Annotated in this window: 16 protein-coding genes; 6 read left to right on the top strand and 10 right to left on the bottom strand. The window is 42.4% G+C overall.

Annotated elements, in window-relative coordinates; translation table 11 throughout:
* Nucleotides 1-19: 19 nt before the first annotated feature.
* The 9 genes from Q7U33_RS00295 to Q7U33_RS00255 form a co-directional block, all read right to left on the bottom strand.
* On the bottom strand, nucleotides 20-2,017 hold the full coding sequence (locus Q7U33_RS00295) for an EAL domain-containing protein (RefSeq protein WP_304857329.1): 1,998 nt from the start codon (nucleotides 2,015-2,017) through the stop codon (nucleotides 20-22).
* Between the two features lie 84 nt (nucleotides 2,018-2,101).
* Complete coding sequence (locus Q7U33_RS00290) at nucleotides 2,102-2,620, bottom strand: YfiR family protein (protein ID WP_304857326.1); 519 nt, start codon at nucleotides 2,618-2,620, stop codon at nucleotides 2,102-2,104.
* A complete protein-coding gene (locus tag Q7U33_RS00285; RefSeq protein ID WP_304857322.1) occupies nucleotides 2,620-4,605 on the bottom strand; it encodes a TonB-dependent siderophore receptor in 1,986 nt (661 codons plus the stop codon). Before Q7U33_RS00285 ends, Q7U33_RS00290 begins: the two co-directional genes overlap by 1 nt.
* Nucleotides 4,606-4,617: 12 nt before the next feature.
* A complete protein-coding gene (gene prmB, locus Q7U33_RS00280; RefSeq protein WP_304857319.1) occupies nucleotides 4,618-5,523 on the bottom strand; it encodes a 50S ribosomal protein L3 N(5)-glutamine methyltransferase in 906 nt (301 codons plus the stop codon).
* Between the two features lie 75 nt (nucleotides 5,524-5,598).
* Nucleotides 5,599-6,738 carry a succinyl-diaminopimelate desuccinylase gene (gene dapE, locus Q7U33_RS00275; protein ID WP_304857316.1) on the bottom strand — a complete coding sequence of 380 codons (1,140 nt, stop codon included), beginning with the start codon at nucleotides 6,736-6,738 and terminating at the stop codon, nucleotides 5,599-5,601.
* A complete protein-coding gene (locus tag Q7U33_RS00270) occupies nucleotides 6,735-7,088 on the bottom strand; it encodes an ArsC family reductase (protein WP_304857313.1) in 354 nt (117 codons plus the stop codon). Before Q7U33_RS00270 ends, dapE begins: the two co-directional genes overlap by 4 nt.
* Nucleotides 7,089-7,112: 24 nt before the next feature.
* Nucleotides 7,113-7,940, bottom strand: a complete 828-nt coding sequence (dapD, locus tag Q7U33_RS00265) for a 2,3,4,5-tetrahydropyridine-2,6-dicarboxylate N-succinyltransferase (protein WP_019899318.1) — start codon at nucleotides 7,938-7,940, stop codon at nucleotides 7,113-7,115.
* A gap of 131 nt (nucleotides 7,941-8,071) precedes the next feature.
* Nucleotides 8,072-8,911 (bottom strand): M48 family metallopeptidase, encoded by an 840-nt coding sequence (locus tag Q7U33_RS00260; protein WP_304857307.1) that lies wholly within the window; start codon nucleotides 8,909-8,911, stop codon nucleotides 8,072-8,074.
* A gap of 109 nt (nucleotides 8,912-9,020) precedes the next feature.
* Complete coding sequence (locus Q7U33_RS00255) at nucleotides 9,021-10,904, bottom strand: potassium transporter Kup (protein WP_304857305.1); 1,884 nt, start codon at nucleotides 10,902-10,904, stop codon at nucleotides 9,021-9,023.
* A gap of 322 nt (nucleotides 10,905-11,226) precedes the next feature.
* On the opposite strand from Q7U33_RS00255, the gene Q7U33_RS00250 reads away from it, so the two are divergent.
* The 4 genes from Q7U33_RS00250 (at nucleotide 11,227) to Q7U33_RS00235 (ending at nucleotide 12,420) form a co-directional block, all read left to right on the top strand.
* The gene (locus Q7U33_RS00250; protein WP_304857303.1) at nucleotides 11,227-11,544 is read left to right on the top strand and encodes a BON domain-containing protein; all 318 of its coding nucleotides are present in this window, start codon (nucleotides 11,227-11,229) and stop codon (nucleotides 11,542-11,544) included.
* A 43-nt stretch (nucleotides 11,545-11,587) separates the two neighbouring features.
* The gene (locus Q7U33_RS00245) at nucleotides 11,588-11,734 is read left to right on the top strand and encodes a lmo0937 family membrane protein (RefSeq protein WP_304857301.1); all 147 of its coding nucleotides are present in this window, start codon (nucleotides 11,588-11,590) and stop codon (nucleotides 11,732-11,734) included.
* Nucleotides 11,735-11,864: 130 nt separating this feature from the next.
* Nucleotides 11,865-12,077: a hypothetical protein gene (locus Q7U33_RS00240; protein ID WP_304857299.1), complete on the top strand. Its 213-nt coding sequence runs from the start codon at nucleotides 11,865-11,867 to the stop codon at nucleotides 12,075-12,077.
* Between the two features lie 25 nt (nucleotides 12,078-12,102).
* On the top strand, nucleotides 12,103-12,420 hold the full coding sequence (locus Q7U33_RS00235) for a YqjD family protein (RefSeq protein ID WP_304857297.1): 318 nt from the start codon (nucleotides 12,103-12,105) through the stop codon (nucleotides 12,418-12,420).
* A gap of 136 nt (nucleotides 12,421-12,556) precedes the next feature.
* Here the strand turns inward: Q7U33_RS00235 and xseA are convergent, their stop codons facing one another.
* Complete coding sequence (gene xseA / locus Q7U33_RS00230; RefSeq protein WP_304857295.1) at nucleotides 12,557-13,789, bottom strand: exodeoxyribonuclease VII large subunit; 1,233 nt, start codon at nucleotides 13,787-13,789, stop codon at nucleotides 12,557-12,559.
* 53 nt (nucleotides 13,790-13,842) lie between these two features.
* Here xseA and Q7U33_RS00225 point away from each other — a divergent pair, with 53 nt between their 5' ends.
* Together Q7U33_RS00225 and cysM are read left to right on the top strand one after the other, a co-directional pair.
* Nucleotides 13,843-14,337: a disulfide bond formation protein B gene (locus tag Q7U33_RS00225; protein ID WP_304857292.1), complete on the top strand. Its 495-nt coding sequence runs from the start codon at nucleotides 13,843-13,845 to the stop codon at nucleotides 14,335-14,337.
* Between the two features lie 46 nt (nucleotides 14,338-14,383).
* A complete protein-coding gene (gene cysM / locus Q7U33_RS00220; protein WP_304857290.1) occupies nucleotides 14,384-15,271 on the top strand; it encodes a cysteine synthase CysM in 888 nt (295 codons plus the stop codon).
* Nucleotides 15,272-15,274 lie beyond the last annotated feature (3 nt).

The raw sequence follows: 15,274 nt of genomic DNA, 5'->3' as shown, positions 1-15,274 counted from the left end.
GTTCTGAGCTAGCGGTGTTTTAAGCGAGGGTTGTTTTTTCTGCTGCATTATTCTTAGCATCGCTAAGCGCAATCAGGTAATGCTCAGCCTCACTGGCAGGGATAGGTCGGCTGTATAGAAAGCCTTGCGCAGTGTCACAGTCATGCATTTTTAAAAATGCAAGTTGTGCTTCTGTTTCAACTCCTTCAGCTACTAGCTTCATCCCTAAATTTTTACCTAGCGCAATAATCGCTTGGGTGATGGCAACGTCATTCGTGTCATCGGGAAGGTCGGAAACAAAGCTACGGTCAATTTTTAAAGTATCGATAGGATAGCGCTTCAGGTAACTCATTGAAGAGTAACCTGTGCCGAAATCATCAATAGAAATTGTGAAGCCTGATGCTGATAATTTTTCAAGTTTATCAAGTGTTTCTTTCGTGTGATCCATCAAAATGCTCTCGGTCAACTCAATGGTAACTAAATTAAACGGTAGTTGAGTTGAATTGACGATGCTGATAATACGTTCAACAATATTACTCTGTATTAGTTGGCGGCCAGACAAATTAACACTTATTTCTGTATCAACTTGATAACGCTCGCGCCATTGTTGTGATTGCAGGCATGCTTGATATAAAACAAACTCACCAATGGGGATAATGAGGCCGATATCCTCCGCGAGGGGAATGAAGTCCACTGGGCTAATTAACCCTAGCTCAGGGTTATCCCAGCGCACTAGCGCTTCAAACCCAGTGACCTGATTAGTTTTGATATTAATCTGAGGTTGATAATGTAGAAACAGTTCTTTGTGATCTAATGCGCGATGTAGCGCACTTTCCAGTGCAAAGCGCCGTATATTTTTTGCTTCCATTTCTGGTAAGTACATCTGAAAATAGTTTTTCCCCAGCCTTTTGGCGTTATACATGGCGGTATCTGCATTACGTAGTAAAACAGGGATATTTGTGGCATCGTTCGGGCAAAAGCTGATGCCGATGCTGGCACCAATAAACACTTCTCTGTCTTGTAGGATGAAAGGCAGTGCCATCAGTTGAATGATTTTCTCTGCGACATGTTGAGCTTGCTCTATGCTGGTGAGGTTGTCTAAAATTAAAGCAAACTCATCCCCACCAATACGGCAGAGTATATCCTCTACTCTCAGGTCATGCCCGAGCCTTTTGCCAACAGCAAAGAGTAGGTCATCACCAATATGGTGTCCCAGCGTGTCGTTCACTATTTTAAAGTCATCAAGATCTATCACCATGATGCAGCAAAGTGCGTTATTTTGAATGGATGATGCAACCACCTTTGCCATTCTTTCATTGAAATGATGGCGATTAGGAAGCTTAGTCACTTCATCATAATAGGCAAGCTGCTGAAGACGATTTTCAGCCTGCATTCGTAAAGTTAGCTCGGAGTCTAGTTCTGCTTCATGAGACTGAATGGTGCTTAACATAGTGTTAAAGCCAGTGGCCAACTCACCGAGCTCGTCTTTGCTTTCTAAGTTAAAACGCAATCCATAGTTATCCGTATTGGAAACGAGTCGCATAGACTTTGTAAGCTCAATAATTGGCTTGGTGAGATACGTTTGTAAGCGACGTATCATAAACGCACCTAGCCCGCCAGCTATTAGCATTGCAAACGTGATAAATAGTAAAAATTGTTTTAACTGGCTATAGATATGGTTAAGAGATGCATTAATTTGAATCTGTCCCACTTGTTGCGTACCAATTTTAATTGGTTGCTGTACTGACACAGCGGATAAGTAGCTAGATAGCGTATCTATTTCATTAAGGTTTTGTTTAGCACCTGGTGGATATTTGGAAAAGATTTCCCCCTCGCTATCTAATATGATCACTTGTTTGATATGAGGTGACCAGCGCAGGGCTTGAAGTAGCGCCTGTGCGGACTTTGTATCGTTGAAAGCAAGTGATGCTGTTAAGTTTTCACTTAAAATGTGAGCCTCTGCATTAAGATCGTGAATTAAATTAGTTCGGTTGCTATGGAATGCAATAACCGCGATGCAAACAACAAGCATTGTCATCGATACGCATGCTACGATTAGATTAATCAGCAGTAATTTATTTCCAATTTTTAAATCGTGTAGCAACATAAGTGATTAATTTACCTAATAAACCTTTTTAGCTAAACTCAATAATTTAGAGCTTAAATATAAACTAGATTTCTTTGCGGCCTGAGTATCCACTACAAAGACTAACCGTTTATTTTCAGTTTTGATGCCAATCATTACGCCTTTGCCAACTAATTCAGGTACATCGGTAATTGTAAGTACTGGCGTATTTTCTAATAGTGACATTATGACTGGAAGACGTTTCTTATCTTCCTCTGAAAGGTAAAGTGCCTGACATTCTTTTATTGCCTCAAGGCTAGTTATGCGGCTAATGAGGAGTGTTGCGCCATGCGGTTGGTTATTTCTAAATTTTTCTAGCTCTTGTTTTAACGTGTCTGATTCTAAGGTGCAGATTTTTAGCGTGTTATTCGGGAGTGTTGGCCATTCAGTAAAAAGCGTGAAATTGTAAACAAACGCTGCTTTCATCGCGTATTCAGGTAAAGGCCCAGCAAAGCCAATGGATATAAATGGTAAGCCGACAAGTGCAACAATGAAGCAAGCTAGTCGGCGCATCATTATTTATACCCATAGGTTAATTGTAGCCAAAGATTTCGTCTATCTTGCGGGATCACGGAAATGGGCGTGGTGTAGTCTGGTGCAATATGGTCGTAATATTTATCAAATAAATTACGCACTGTGAGCGCCGCATCAAGGTTCGGCAGTATTTGTTGAGCACTCACTGTGAAGTTGGTGAGTGCGTAACCGTTTGCTTTTGTGTCTTGCGCTGAGGTACGATGAGAAACTGCTTGTACTTCTAAGCCAGCCCTAAATGAATGATGAAACAATGGGGCTGATAAATTAAATTTAGCAAGGTGATGTGGAGAGTTGGCTGCCCAGTTACCTTCTGCATCTCTTGAATTCTGATAAGCATAGCTAGTACGTAAGTGCACATCGTATTGCGCGTGGTGCTCAAGCTCAAACTCTATACCATTTGTATGAGTATTTTTGGCGTTGAAATATTGTATATTATCGTAAGGGGTGCTACTAATCATATTGTCGGTAGATTGCTCATATATCGTAGCAAGTACACGTGACCGATTGCTCCAGCGACGCTCTATCACTAGCTCTGTGGCTGCAACCCTTTCCATCTTAAGGTTTTGGTTGGCTGATTGCGTGCTACCATCGGTGTAATACTTCTCAAAAGCCGTGGGTGTACGGTGAGCTACGCTGTGTGATAGGCGTAAGGTGTAAGATGGTGCTGGTTCATAAATAAGCGCAACACGTGGTGACACTGAATCCCCATCATCGGTGAAGTAGTCATATCTGGCCCCTAGATTGAGCCATAAGTTGTTGCGTAAGGTGATTTCATCTTGGATATACATGCTAGTGCTTTGACGTCCGCGATCAGTTGTAACTGCTGGTGTTTTAATTTTTCTCTCATAATCATTTCTGTAAGTAATACCAAGTACAAGCTGATGATCTTTAAACCAGCTTCCGACAAACTTTGCGTCAGTTTCCCATTTTCTGCCTGTGGCGCTGTCTTGCCATTTTTCACCGCTGTAGTAAGATTTCCCTTGGTAAAAATAATCACTATAGTCAGTTCGTAGTGAAAGTTTCAGATGCTCTGAAAGGTCCGTATGGTATTGCCCAGAGACAAATTTACTGGTGTCGTTATAAAGATACTGGCTATTAAAGTCAGTCTCATAAGGTGCTGTGGGAATATCTTTTCCTCGATGGCTGTAGCCTGAACTAAGCAGCCAATTATTTCCTTGCACCTTTGCAAAAATCCTTTGGTTACGTTGGGAATCCTGATTGCGGGAAACACCATTTTTATGTGCTGGATCACCATCATTAAATGCTGGAAAGTAAAAAGATTGACCTTCGCTATTCAGCCCAGATGCAGAAATTAATATATCAATATTATTTGCCAGTCGCTTACCATAGGTAAGTCTAGCTTTGCGAGTGTGATAGCTTCCAGATGATAGTGCGAGTTCAGTGCCATTAAAATTAGCACCATTTTTGGTGATGACATTGATAATGCCGAAAAAAGCATTGTTGCCATAGGTGACAGAGCCAGGGCCTGAGACATACTCAACACGTTCAATAAGCTCCGTATCAACGATACCGTCATTGCCTAGGTAAGACTGATTGAATACATTGTCATTCATTTGTATACCGTCTATCAGCAACATGATACGACCACTGTATTCCCCAGGGCTGCTGTAGCCACGACCTCCAAGAAAATCGTATGCACGGTCATTAGTGATGTTTAAACCACGCATACTGCTCAGAACTTCTGCCAGTGTGCGATAGCCATAAGTCTTGATATCTTCTGCAGTAACAATGCTAACGGCTGAGGGAGCATCACTAATTTGACGTGCAATTTTAGAGGCCGTGGTGATTTCTTGTACTAGCAGTTGCTCAAGTGAGGCTTGCGTTAAATCTAAGTTGCTAGTATCGGTAGGTTCAGCGTATGTGCTTAAACTGATTAAAGATAAAAATGCCAAAGCCAACAGGCGTTTGTTTGCTAAGTTATATTGGGTAGGCATCTTGATGAACATACAGTTTGTTACTTATATGGCTACTAATTGGTCGCGTGTGAGTAAAAATACAAATTCATCACCTGACGATACTTCTAGCCAAGTAAATGGTAAGTCTGGATATGCTTCTATCAGTGCGTCGCGGTTATGACCAATTTCAACAATCAGGATGCCATCCTCAGTCAGGTATTTTGCGGCCTCACGTAAAATGGTGTGCGTATGGTCTAAGCCAGCATCACCGCTACCAAGGGCTAGTTGTGGTTCGTTGCGGTATTCTGCAGGTAATGTTGCCATTGATGGCGCATCTACATAAGGTGGGTTGCTAATGATTAAGTCGTATTGCTTACCTTTAAGCTGGCTAAACATATCAGACTTGATTGCAGTGATGCGGTCTTGTAAACCATAGTTATTAATATTGATGTTACATACATCAATTGCATCTTGTGAAATATCAATCACATCGATATTCGCTTCTGGATATGCATCTGCTAATAGAACACCCAAGCATCCACTACCTGTACAAATATCGGCAGCGTTATTAATCAGCTCTGGGAATTCTATCCAAGGTTGCAAACCATCGTTGACTAATAGTTCAGCGATGAACGAGCGTGGAATCAGAACGCGCTCATCTACGTAAAATTTAAAACCTTGTAACCAAGCTTCTTTTAGTAGATAAGCGGTTGGGGTATGTTTTGTAATGCGTTGTTCAACAAAACTAGCGAGTTTGCTTCGCTCACTATTGGTGAGTTTTGCATCTAAGAAGTTGTTTAGTGTGTCATGTGGCAAATGTAATGCACCCATGATCAGCCATACGGCTTCGTCATAACTGTTGTCAGTACCGTGTCCGTAAAAAATATCGGAGGCCTCAAACTGACTGACAGAGAATCTGAGCCAATCACGGATAGTTAGTAGTTCTGTGGTTTCTTGATTGTAGGTCATTATTTCTTGTCGGCGATTATATTGAGCGTCTAAAACATAAGCTACTCTTATTGAACAGCTTAATATTTTAGCGACCTATTTTAAAAGCTTTTCCATGGTTAATTGATAGGTTTGTTTGAGTGGTTCTATATCTGCAACGCCTACACATTCATTTAATTTATGGATGGTTGCATTGAGCGGACCAAATTCAATCACTTGTTTGCAAATGTCTGCAATAAACCGGCCATCAGAAGTGCCACCAGTTGTCGAGAGTTCTGGCGTAATGCCATAGGCCTGTTCAATCGCGCCTGAAATCGCTTCAACAAGATTGCCACGCGGTGTGATGTAAGGCGGTGAGTACTCCCATTCTAGTGTGTACTCCAGTGCATGCTTGTCTAAAATAGCGTGTACGCGGCTTTTTAGGTTTTGTTCAGTACTACCCGCCCCATCAAGTTCTGGGCAGAATCTAAAATTGAATAAAATCTCTACTTCGCCAGGCACAACATTAGTAGCACCAGTGCCACCGTTGATGTTTGATATCTGCCAAGAGGTCGGCGGAAAGTATTCGTTACCAGTGTCCCATATAGTTTCTACCATATCTTTAATCGCTGGTGCCACCAGATGAATAGGGTTTTTCACTAAATGCGGATAAGCAATGTGGCCTTGTATGCCTTTAACCACCAAATTGCCAGAGAGTGAGCCACGACGACCATTTTTAATCATGTCCCCCACTTTTTTATTGCTTGTTGGCTCACCAACGATACAGTAATCAATCAATTCACCACGCGCTTTTAGTGCTTCCACCACTTTAACAGTACCGTTAATTGCTATACCTTCTTCGTCTGAAGTGATCAGTAAGCCGATAGAACCTTGGTGGTTTGGATTTTCAGCAACAAAGTCTTCAATGCTGGTAATGAAAGCCGCCAGAGATGTTTTCATGTCAGCCGCACCACGCGCGTATAACATGCCATCTTTAATGGTTGGCTCAAACGGCGGGGTGTGCCATTTATCTAATGGGCCTGTAGGTACGACGTCGGTATGACCAGCAAACACTAGCAGTGGGCCAGTTGTGCCACGACGTGCGTAAAAGTTATCAACGTCACCAAAGCGCATACGCTCGATTTTAAAGCCCAATGGCTCCAAACGTGAAATCATCAGTTCTTGGCATCCAGCATCTAACGGTGTGTTAGATTGGCGTTGAAGTAGATCGATGGCTAGCGCTAAAGTTGTGCTCATGGTTTAAAAGTTTCTCTGTATAAGTTTTCATCAAAACCCAAGCTAATGACTTTGCTGTCTTTAACTAGTACTGGGCGCTTAATGACTGAGGTTTTAGCTTGCATGAGTGCAGTGGCAGAAGGGTTGTCTGTAATGCTGGATTTTGTTGCTTCATCGAGCCCGCGCCAAGTAAGTCCAGCGCGGTTGATAAGTTTTCCCCACGGGTATTGCGTCAGCCATTGTTGAATGGTGGCTTCATCAATGCCTGATTTTTTGAAATCATGAAACGTATAGGCAACACCGTTTTCATCAAGCCAAGTGCGGGCTTTTTTCACGGTGTTGCAATTTGGAATGCCATAAAGCGTAAGCATTGTATTTTGGGCTTTTATTTAAGCTTAAATACCACGAAGTAATTCGTTAATGCCTACTTTACCTAATGTTTTAGCATCTACTTTTTTAACAATCACTGCACAGTAAAGGCTGTAGCTACCATCTTTTGATGGCAAGTTACCTGACACCACTACAGAGCCAGCTGGTACGCGACCGTAGAATACTTCGCCTGTTTCGCGGTCGTAAATTTTGGTTGATTGACCAATGTAAACACCCATTGAAATCACACAGTTGTCTTCAACAATCACGCCTTCAACCACTTCAGAGCGAGCGCCGATAAAGCAGTTGTCGCCAATGATGGTTGGGCCTGCTTGTACAGGCTCTAATACGCCACCGATACCAACGCCACCGCTTAAGTGCACGTTTTTACCGATTTGAGCGCATGAGCCTACTGTTGCCCATGTATCTACCATTGTGCCTTCACCTACGTAAGCACCGATGTTAACGTATGAAGGCATTAACACTGCATTTTTACCGATGAATGAGCCACGACGTACAATCGCATTAGGTACTACGCGGAAACCACCAGCTTTAAAGTCTTCTTCTGAGTAATCTGCAAATTTTGGTGGTACTTTGTCAAAGTATTTGGTTACACCGTCGTCCATTAATACATTGTCGTCAAGACGGAATGAAAGCAATACGGCTTTTTTCAACCATTGGTGGGTTTCCCATTGTTGCGTATCTGCAACGCGGCTAGCAACACGTAGTTTTCCGCTATCTAAATCTGCAATCACAGATGCGACTGTTGATTTAATTTCAGCAGATGCGTTGCTTGGGTTGATGTTTGCGCGGTCTTCAAATGCGGCTTCGATAATGCTTTGACGTGGATCCATAAAAGTCTCTATTGATATTGAATAGGTTAGTAAATTGAATAATGCGACATTTTAACTCAAACAGGACAATAGCCCAAAAATAAAGCGCACAACTTACGCTGTGCGCTCTAACAAAGACCTTTGAATCGTGATTATTTTTTTGCAGCGTCGTAAAGCGGCCTTACCTTAGGAGCAAGCGCGCGTAATTCTGCAATACGACTTGCGCTAGCAGGGTGAGTGCTTAAGAATTCTGGTGGTTTTGCGCCCCCTTGAGCTTCCATCTTTTGCCATAACGTTACCGCTGCATCTGGGTTGTAGCCTGCGCGGGCAGCGAGTTCTAGGCCGATTCTGTCAGACTCTCGTTCTTGCTCACGTCCATTAGGAAGTGCAAAAAATAGTTGGGAGCCCATGCTTGCAGCTTGTACTGAAGCATTGCCAACAGCCGCGCTAGTGCTTGAGGATAGCACTACGCCTAGTGCTTGCAAGCCAAATTGCTGAACATACGCTTGAGACATGCGTTCACGCCCATGCTCACGCAGTGCATGAGCGATTTCATGCCCGATGACTGCTGCTAACTCATCATCAGTGGTTTTTAATTTATCAATCAAGCCAGAGTACACCATGATTTTTCCGCCAGGCATGCAGTAGGCGTTAAGTTCATCGTTCTTCTCTACATTTACTTCCCATTTCCATTGGGTAGCATCTGGTCTAAATACGCCAACTTGCGCAATGAGCCTGTTAGAGATTTTGCGCACGCGATCAAGCTGAGCTTTGTTGGCGTTGAGTGTCTTTTTCTTTTCAGCTTCTTGCAGTGTTTGGGTGTACGCCTGCGTTGACATGTCTGTGATTTGTGATTCTGGTAACAGCAACAATTGTGAACGGCTTACGCCAGATACGCTGTCTTGGGTAGTGGTAGCGCAACCACTTAAACTGGCGATTAAAATAGCAATCGTGACGGCGCTTAATTTTTTTGTTGCAAATAGAGAGTTCATTTTTATCATCCATCTGATTGATTGAAATGGTAACGCTTCAACAATGAATTTAAACATTTGGATTAGTTTAATGCTGTGCGGTAGTTAACAAACTTTACTGGTTTAACGCTTAGAAAGTGACTTGCGTACCGAGTTCAACGACGCGGTTAGGCGGAAGTTTAAATTGGTTGGTAATCGTTTCTGCGCTTCTAAATAAGCCGATAAATATTTTCTTACGCCAGTAAGCCATTTCGGATGATTCATGCGCAATTAAAATTTCTTTACCAATAAAGTACGAAGTATCCATTGCCTCTAATACTAGGCCTTTTTCTGCGCATAAAGCGAGGTCTCTTGGTAAATCTGGCTCATCTTTGAATCCGTAATGTACGGTAACACGGTAAAACTCGTGCGGTAATACTTCAACCGAAACACGGTCTTCAACGGGAATCCGTGGGAAATCTAAAAACTTTACCGTTAGTATGACGACTTTTTCATGCAGCACCTTGTTGTGCTTTAAATTATGAAGCATGGCATGCGGTACGCCCTCTGGGTTAGGCGTCATAAATAACGCAGTGCCAGATACACGTGTAGGCGGATGGGCGCTAATTGCTTCAATAAATGGGTCTAAGGCCATTGCTTCATTTTTAAGATGCTTGTAAAGCATGGTGCGACCAGTCTTCCAGATGATCATTAAGGTGAAAATGATCACGCCGATGATGAGTGGTACCCAGCCACCATCTGGTATTTTAAGGACATTTGCACTAAAGAATGCGATATCAACTGTTAAGAATACGGCAATTAATGCGCCAGTACGCAGCTTGCTCCAGCCCCAAAGATTGTGGAACACAATGCCAGCTAGCAATGTGGTGATAATCATATCACCTGTGACCGCGATGCCATAGGCTGCGGCTAGGTCACCAGATGAGCCAAATCCAATCACTAACACCATGACTGCGAGCATGAGCCCCCAATTGACTCGTGGCATGTAGATTTGTCCTTGCTGGCTTTCAGATGTGTGTGACACATGCATGCGTGGCAAAAAGCCCAGTTGTAATGCTTGGCGTGACACAGAGAATGCGCCAGTAATGACTGCTTGTGAGGCGATTACTGCGGCCATGGTCGCTAAGATGATTAATGGAAATAGCATCCATTCAGGCGCGAGTAAATAAAATGGATTTTTAACGGTTTCTGGATGTTTTAGTATTAAAGCACCTTGCCCAAAGTAATTTAGGATAAGTGCAGGTAAGACAAAGCCAAACCAAGCAAGGCGGATAGGTGTGCGTCCAAAATGACCCATGTCAGCATATAGCGCTTCAGCACCAGTGACAGCCAGTACCACAGCACCTAACGCGACAAAAGCGATCCATGGACTTAATTGAAAAAAGTGAATGGCATAAATTGGATTAAGTGCATTGAGTATCGTCGGGTATTGCATGATGCCGTTAATGCCTAATATGGCTAATGTGCTAAACCAAAGTAGCATAATGGGCCCAAAAAAAGCGCCAACCAGCGCAGTGCCTTTGCTTTGCGCCCAGAATAGGAGAAACAGCACTACTAGTGTAATGGGTAATATCAGTGGATGCAGAATTGGGGCAGCGACTTCTAACCCCTCTACAGCGGATAATACTGAAATAGCGGGTGTAATGATGCCATCTGCATAAAACATGCAGGCACCTAGAATTCCTAGCAACATAATATTGCGCTGTTTTCTTGCGTCGTCTGCAACGTTGCGGCTGGCGAGTGCTAGTAGCGCCATAATGCCGCCCTCGCCACGGTTGTCTGCTCGCATAATAAACGCTACATATTTGATAGACACAACCAAAATGAGTGCCCAAACAATTAGCGATAAAATGCCAAACATATTCATTTCGGTAAGCGGTACTGGGTGTGCGCCCACTGAAAAGACTTCTTTTAGTGTATAGAGAGGACTTGTGCCGATGTCGCCAAACACTACGCCAAGTGCGGCTAGCGTAAGTGCAGAGCGTTTGGTGTTGCTGCCAGAGGCTGATGACATTATGGTATTAATGGATATTAATAATTAAGTTGGCTATTATCAGCCAATTCTAGTATGAAACCAATGATTATGTGAGGAGTAATGGGTTTTGATTTATCGCACTGATGTTGAAAATAACAGAAGGCTTTATGTGTGTAATCGAACAGATATGAATTAGTTTTAAGTAGATGATTCAGTAAGTTTGGTAGGTTTAAGTGCGTAACTTTTACTAAATACTGCCAATGTTGATGTTTGACATGCTTAATTATCAATCTTTGTGATCAATTTTTGCTTGGTTTAATAAGTTTGTATGACGACATTTAATTGATATGGAGAGATTGTGATGAAACAACTGAAATATATAGTGAACATTTTTCTTATTGCCGCACTAGTGGCTTTGGTAGGTTGTGCATCAACTAGTAAAAGTGAAGGTACAGGCGAGTATATCGATGATAGTGTGATTACCGCTAAGGTAAAAGCAGCAGTATTAAATGATACAAACTTAAAATCAGTAGAGATTAATGTTGAAACTTTTAAAGGTGTTGTTCAATTAAGTGGCTTCGTAAATTCAGAGTCTGATATTAGCAGAGCCGTTGAAGTGGCGCGAAAAGTTAATGGCGTAAAGTCAGTGAAAAATGATATGCGTCTAAAGTCTAATTAATGGTATATCAACAACTTTTTGTTAGATTCTAGCTGGAGCCGATATGCTTGAGAAGATTGCAATAGTCTTGATTATTCTTTGGGTGTTAGGCTTGGCTTCCTCTAACACCATGGGTGGTCTTATTCACCTACTGCTGCTGATTGCAGTGGTGGTGATGGTGATACGCTTGATTCAAAAAAGACGGCTTTAGTAAGCGACAGCAATTAATACCAAGTTCTTTTTTTAACTTATCTTTAAATTAGTGTTTCTACAATTAAGGTTTCTACCAAAAGTTAAGGTTTCTCTCAAAGAGTGCTCAATTATTAAAAGGTGATAATTAAATGAAAGCAATTAGGGCGTTAGCAATTGTCCTGCTGGTTGCAGGTGGTTTAGCGTTAGCTTATGGTGGTTTTACATATACTAAAAATACACAAAAAGCTAAGGTTGGCCCGATTGAGTTGTCAGTAAAAGAGACTGAAGCAGTGAATATTCCAGTTTGGGCAGGCGTTATGTCTATGGTGGCAGGTGCAGTTTTATTGATTTCACATAAATAATCTTTAAATGTTATAGGAGTGTTATATGGATAATTTTTCTAGTCAGCTTCATACAAATCAATTAGTTGGCGATATTAAAGAAGTGATGCTTGATGCTGAGGCTTTATTAGCAGCAACAGTAGATACTGGTGATAAGAAGATTGCGGAAATACGTGCTAAATCAGAACAGTCATTGAGTCGAGTGCGGGCAAAATTGGATGATTTACAAACGGATGCTTTATTAAGTGTAAAAGCCGCTACTAAAGCGACGGATGTGTATGTGCATGAGAAGCCTTGGCGCGCTATTGGGTTTGCCGCTAGTTTAGGCGTTGTGATTGGTTTGCTGATCGGCCGCCGTCACTAACGTTGGATAAAAGGTTATTACGTCTATCTATAGCTAGTATCTAGCGACAACTTGAAGCGCACAGAGGTAAAGCTTTGTGCGCTTATGCTTTATATATATATTGCTTTATGCCTAGTGCTTTTTATATAGCGAAAAACTATTGATTACTAATTGTTTTAATCGTCGCGTCAGCAGAGCCAACGCCTAAGGTTAACATCACTTCATCCCCACTGTTTAATTGCGAGCTATTGCTGATAATCGCTCCTGATTGAGTTTGTACTAGTGCATAGCCTCTTGTCAGCACCGCTTTAGGATTTAAATGTTGCAGGTTTTGTTGTAGGCGTAACAAGGATTGCTGTTTGCCTCGCAATTGCTGATTGATGCTGTTATTTAAACGGTAAGCCATTTGCGTGATTTGGGCTTTTTGTTGCGCGATTTGTTGCGCTGGTGAAATTAATCTGCGCGCTAAATAATCCAATGCTTGATTTTGCTGATTAAGCACAAATTGCATGTTTTTTGATAATTGTAATTTTAATTGATTGGTGCGGTTGAGCATTTCATCGCGTGAAGGTGTTGCAAGCTCCGCTGCGGCCGTTGGCGTAGCTGCGCGAATATCCGCAACAAAGTCACAAATAGTGAAGTCTGTTTCATGACCAACCCCGCTAATGGTTGGGATGCTGCAATTGGCAATGGCGCGTGCGACCACTTCTTCATTAAATTGCCATAAGTCTTCAATGCTGCCACCGCCGCGGCAAATAATCAGCACGTCACATTCCGCACGTTCATTAGCGGTATTGATGGCATTGGCGATGATTTGAGCAACCCCTTTACCTTGTACTGGTGTCGGGTAAATAATAATCGGAATGTTAGGCATACGGCGCTTGAGCGTGGTAAGCACGTCTCTTAATGCGGCCGCATCTGCTGAGGTCACAATACCTATTTTCTTAGGATTTTTAGGAATCGCCCGCTTGATATTGGCATCAAATAAGCCTTCATTACTCAATTTTCTTTTGAGTTTTTCAAAGGCTTCAAATAATGCACCTAAGCCAGCACGTTGCACAAACTCTACGGTGAGTTGGAAGTCACCGCGTGCTTCATACAGGGTAACAGTACAACGTGCTTCGATTTTATCGCCTTCGCGCGGGGTAAAATCTACATAGCTGTTGCGACCTTTAAACATCACACAGCGCACCTGCGCCCCTGCATCTTTTAAAGAAAAGTACCAATGACCACTGGCTGCGCGTGTAAAGTTGGACACCTCGCCTGATACCCAAAACAGCGGGAAATTTTGCTCTAGGATGTTTTTTGCCAAACGATTCAGTTCGCTAACAGTCAACACTTTAGTGTTGAGTGCGTTTTCCTGAGATAAATTTGCAGCGAAGTCAGTCAAAATGGGCTTAATCCGTTAAAATGATTTTTTAAGATTATATCGTGATGGGCATCATGCTAAATAAAATTCTTACAGGCCGTACAGGTTATTTCCTAGGTTTTTTTAAATGTTTCGCGTTAGTCGGATTGGCTTTATGGATACAAACGCAATATGGCCTTGATCCATGCCCCTTGTGTATCTCACAGCGGATTGTTTTTATGACTTTAGGCGTGCTGTTTTTGGTGGCAGCATTGTTGCCAAAATACTTAAAATTTCAGTCACTATTGCAAGTGTTAACCGCATTAGGTGGCGCAGGCGTTGCGTTGCGTCATTGGTGGATACAAGCACATAAAGATGAAATGATCGCCGATTGTGGTGTAGGTTTTGATTATATGTTTGAGAATTTTCCCTTAGAAAAAGCATTGACGCTAGTATTTAAAGGCACTGGTGATTGTGCGGCTATTGATTGGACACTTTTGGGGCTCACCATTCCACAGATGTCGCTGATTGCTTTTATCGGTTTTGGTCTGTATGCGTTGTATTTAGTGAAATTAAACACCAAAAAATAAATGTGACTAATCTTTTAAAAAATATAAAAATTAGAGAAATAATTGAATGTACAAAACGATAGACGACTTTGTTGGCAATACCCCCTTAGTTAAATTACAACGCATGGCTGGCAATACCAGTAATACTATTTTATTGAAGCTTGAGGGCAACAACCCAGCTGGCTCAGTGAAAGATAGACCCGCTTATTCTATGATTACGCGGGCAGAAGCTCGTGGTGATATTAAGCCAGGCGATACCTTGATTGAGGCCACCAGCGGTAACACTGGTATTGCGCTTGCTATGGTCGCTGCCATGCGTGGTTATAAAATGATTTTAGTCATGCCTGATAATCAAAGTATAGAGCGCCGCCAAAGCATGAAAGCGTATGGGGCAGAGTTAGTGCTAACACCTAAGGATGGAAGCATGGAGTTAGCGCGTGATGTTGCTATGAAAATGCAGGCCGAGGGCGAGGGTATTGTGCTGGACCAGTTTGGTAATGCTGATAACCCTTTAGCGCATTATGAAGGTACAGGTCCTGAAATATGGCGTGATACTGAAGGTCGTGTGACGCACTTTGTGTCTAGCATGGGCACAACGGGTACCATCATGGGGACATCGCGCTTTTTGAAAGAGCAGAACCCTAATATCCAAATTGTTGGTGTGCAACCAGAAGAAGGCGCACAAATTCCTGGTATTCGTAAATGGCCAGAAGCCTACATGCCTAAAATATACAATGTAAATGCGGTAGATGAGCTGATTTATGTCAGCCAGAAGCATGCGGAAGATACGACACGTAAATTAGCGACGATGGAAGGAATATTTGCAGGTATTTCATCTGGTGGTGCCTTGTATGCAGCGCTGCAATTATCAAAACGCGTAGAAAACGCGGTAATTGTTAGCATTGCGTGCGATAGAGGTGATCGCTACCTTTCTACAGGTGTTTACCCTTCGTAGTTT

This window comes from Methylotenera sp. (assembly GCF_030653755.1).
Taxonomy (GTDB): Bacteria; Pseudomonadota; Gammaproteobacteria; order Burkholderiales; family Methylophilaceae; genus Methylotenera.
The sequence above is the reverse complement of the archived record's forward strand: the minus strand, read 5'-3'. Positions and strand labels throughout refer to the sequence as shown.

Bases quoted from the DNA above. Each gene is read 5' to 3' on its own strand.
- Q7U33_RS00295 (WP_304857329.1), bottom strand. From the start codon at position 2,017: ATGACAATGCTTGTTGTTTGCATCGCGGTTATTGCATTCCATAGCAAC.
- Q7U33_RS00290 (WP_304857326.1), bottom strand. From the start codon at position 2,620: ATGATGCGCCGACTAGCTTGCTTCATTGTTGCACTTGTCGGCTTACCA.
- Q7U33_RS00285 (WP_304857322.1), bottom strand. From the start codon at position 4,605: ATGTTCATCAAGATGCCTACCCAATATAACTTAGCAAACAAACGCCTG.
- prmB (WP_304857319.1), bottom strand. From the start codon at position 5,523: ATGACCTACAATCAAGAAACCACAGAACTACTAACTATCCGTGATTGG.
- dapE (WP_304857316.1), bottom strand. From the start codon at position 6,738: ATGAGCACAACTTTAGCGCTAGCCATCGATCTACTTCAACGCCAATCT.
- Q7U33_RS00270 (WP_304857313.1), bottom strand. From the start codon at position 7,088: ATGCTTACGCTTTATGGCATTCCAAATTGCAACACCGTGAAAAAAGCC.
- dapD (WP_019899318.1), bottom strand. From the start codon at position 7,940: ATGGATCCACGTCAAAGCATTATCGAAGCCGCATTTGAAGACCGCGCA.
- Q7U33_RS00260 (WP_304857307.1), bottom strand. From the start codon at position 8,911: ATGAACTCTCTATTTGCAACAAAAAAATTAAGCGCCGTCACGATTGCT.
- Q7U33_RS00255 (WP_304857305.1), bottom strand. From the start codon at position 10,904: ATGTCATCAGCCTCTGGCAGCAACACCAAACGCTCTGCACTTACGCTA.
- Q7U33_RS00250 (WP_304857303.1), top strand. From the start codon at position 11,227: ATGAAACAACTGAAATATATAGTGAACATTTTTCTTATTGCCGCACTA.
- Q7U33_RS00245 (WP_304857301.1), top strand. From the start codon at position 11,588: ATGCTTGAGAAGATTGCAATAGTCTTGATTATTCTTTGGGTGTTAGGC.
- Q7U33_RS00240 (WP_304857299.1), top strand. From the start codon at position 11,865: ATGAAAGCAATTAGGGCGTTAGCAATTGTCCTGCTGGTTGCAGGTGGT.
- Q7U33_RS00235 (WP_304857297.1), top strand. From the start codon at position 12,103: ATGGATAATTTTTCTAGTCAGCTTCATACAAATCAATTAGTTGGCGAT.
- Q7U33_RS00225 (WP_304857292.1), top strand. From the start codon at position 13,843: ATGCTAAATAAAATTCTTACAGGCCGTACAGGTTATTTCCTAGGTTTT.
- cysM (WP_304857290.1), top strand. From the start codon at position 14,384: ATGTACAAAACGATAGACGACTTTGTTGGCAATACCCCCTTAGTTAAA.